Raw genomic sequence first — 2,265 nt, forward strand, 5'->3', positions numbered from 1 at the left:
CCGATATCTACAAATCTTCCTGTTCGCCGCCAGCGTCATTTTTTTAAAAGACACTAAACCTTGCAACACCATGTTTCGTGGGGGTCCCTGTTGGGGGGGCCGGGGGGGCGCGGGGGCCGGCGCCGGGGCTGGCGCCGGCCCTCCCGTCACGTGGTGCGGACTACGCGACCGACGTGCGCACCTCGGCGAGGGTCGGGTAGTCGGTGTAGCCCTCGGCGGTCGCGCCGTAGAAGAGCTCGGGACGGGGCTCGTTGAGCTCCGCGTCCTGCTCCCAGCGCTCGGCGAGGTCCGGGTTCGCGATCGCGGGACGGCCGACGGCGATGGCGTCGGCGACGTCCTCGTCGATGACGGCGATCGCCTCGTCGCGCGTGGTCATCGCGCTGAAGCCCGAGTTGACGACGAACGGGGCGCCCGCGGTGCGGCGGATGTGCTGCACGAGGTCACCGGCCGGCTCGGCGTGCAGGACGTCGATGAAGGCGAGGTCGAGCGGCGCCAGGCCCTCGGCGATCGCGGAGTAGACGGCGCGCACGTCGGCGGCGTCGTCCTCGATGACGCCCTGGATGCCGTGCTCCGGCGACAGGCGGATGCCGGTGCGGTCCGCGCCGACGGCCTCGGCGACGGCCGTGACGACCTCGACGGCGAAGCGGGCACGGTTCTCGGCCGAGCCGCCGTACTGGTCCGTGCGGGTGTTCGAGTGGCTCGACATGAACTCGTGCACCAGGTAGCCGTTGGCGCCGTGCACCTCGACACCGTCGATGCCGGCGGCGATCGCGTTGCGGGCGGCCTGGACGAAGCCCTGGACGGCCTCGGCGACCTCGTCGGTGGTCAGCTCGTGGGGGACCGGCATGTCGGCCTTCGAGCCGTCGGCCAGGTGCGTCTGACCCGGGGCGGCGACGGCGCTCGGGCCGACGATGCGCGGGGTCTGCGAGATGTCGGGGTGCGAGACGCGGCCACCGTGCATGAGCTGCATGACGATCGTGCCGCCGCGCTCGTGGACGGCGTCGGCGACGCGGCGCCAGCCGGCGATCTGCTCGTCGGTCTCGATGCCGGGCTGGCCGGGGTAGGAGCGGCCCTCCTGCACGGGCCAGGTGCCCTCGGTGATGATCATGCCGAGGCTCGCGCGCTGCGCGTAGTGCTCGACGAGCAGGTCGTTCGGGATCCCTTGCTCACCGGCGCGGGTGCGCGTGAGCGGGGCCATGACGATGCGGTTGCTGAGTCGGAGTGCGCCGAGGGCGGTGGGTTCGTAGAGCTTCACGCCGAGCGGGAACGCCGACACCATGTTGCCTATTCCAACTCGGTCACGCTGTCCGGTTCTCGCGCTCAGGGTCGCGGGCACACCAGGGTGGAGGAGCGGACCTGGCCCTCGGGGCGGATCACGGTGTGCAGCGACAGTGGCTGGTGGCAGATCGGGCAGCCGCGGTCGACCGTGCGGTCGTCGAGGCCCTCGGGGTGACCGGCACCGATCTGGGACGGCCCCATCTTGTTGATCAGCGTGGTGTTCCAGCGCTCGTACCACTGCGCGAAGCGTCCCATGGTCACCCTTCCATTCGTGCCCTGATCGTTAGTGTACGCGCTGTCTGGTGCGTTGCGCGGGTCAGGCGTGGTCGACGACCTCGAGGAGTGCCGTCAACTCGTCCTTCAGCGCCTCGAGTCGGGCCACCGGCCACCCGAGCTGGGCCGCGACCGCGACGGGGACGGCCTCGGCGCGGTCGCGGAGGGCCCGACCGGCTGTCGTCAGGGACACCGCGAGCTGTCGTTCGTCCTCGGTGCTGCGGCCGCGGCGGACGTAGCCGGACGCTTCGAGTCGCTTGAGCAGCGGACTGAGCGTCGCCGACTCCAGGCGGAGTTCGCCCGCGATCTCGCGCACCGAGCGGGGATCGCGCTCCCAGAGCGCGAGCATCACGAGGTACTGCGGGTGCGTCAGGCCCATCGGCTCCAGGTGCTCGCGGTAGAGCCCGACCACACTCCGACTCGTGGCGGCGAGGGCGAAGCAGAGCTGCCGGTCGAGGGAGAGCGGGTCGGTCTCGGTGTGGAGCATGTGCCCACCGTACCCTTCGTGCACGAAGCAGCGGTGATCGCGACGGCGGAACACCGGTGTTCGTCTGTTGCGTCGCGCATCTGCGCGATGTGTTCGACGAACACCGGTGTTCCGCCGGGGTGGCGCGGGGTGGATGACGGACGGGAGGCCCCGGGGGGGGGGGGGGGGGGGGGGGCCGGGGCGGGGGGGGGGGGGGGGGGGGGGGGGGGGGGGGGGGGGGGGGGGGG

Annotated in this window: 3 protein-coding genes; all 3 read right to left on the reverse strand. The window is 71.8% G+C overall.

What is annotated here, in order from left to right:
• Positions 1-160: 160 nt before the first annotated feature.
• The 3 genes from QCD68_RS17090 to QCD68_RS17100 all read right to left on the reverse strand — a co-directional run bounded on the left by QCD68_RS17090 (position 161) and on the right by QCD68_RS17100 (position 2,038).
• Entirely contained in the window at positions 161-1,279 is a 1,119-nt protein-coding gene (locus QCD68_RS17090; protein WP_301223879.1) for an alkene reductase, read from the reverse strand.
• A 41-nt stretch (positions 1,280-1,320) separates the two neighbouring features.
• Positions 1,321-1,533 carry a hypothetical protein gene (locus tag QCD68_RS17095; RefSeq protein WP_111074797.1) on the reverse strand — a complete coding sequence of 71 codons (213 nt, stop codon included), beginning with the start codon at positions 1,531-1,533 and terminating at the stop codon, positions 1,321-1,323.
• A gap of 61 nt (positions 1,534-1,594) precedes the next feature.
• Positions 1,595-2,038 (reverse strand): MarR family winged helix-turn-helix transcriptional regulator, encoded by a 444-nt coding sequence (locus QCD68_RS17100; protein WP_111074796.1) that lies wholly within the window; start codon positions 2,036-2,038, stop codon positions 1,595-1,597.
• Between the last annotated feature and the right edge of the window lie 227 nt (positions 2,039-2,265).

The organism is Curtobacterium sp. PsM8, from assembly GCF_030433875.1.
GTDB lineage: Bacteria > Actinomycetota > Actinomycetes > Actinomycetales > Microbacteriaceae > Curtobacterium.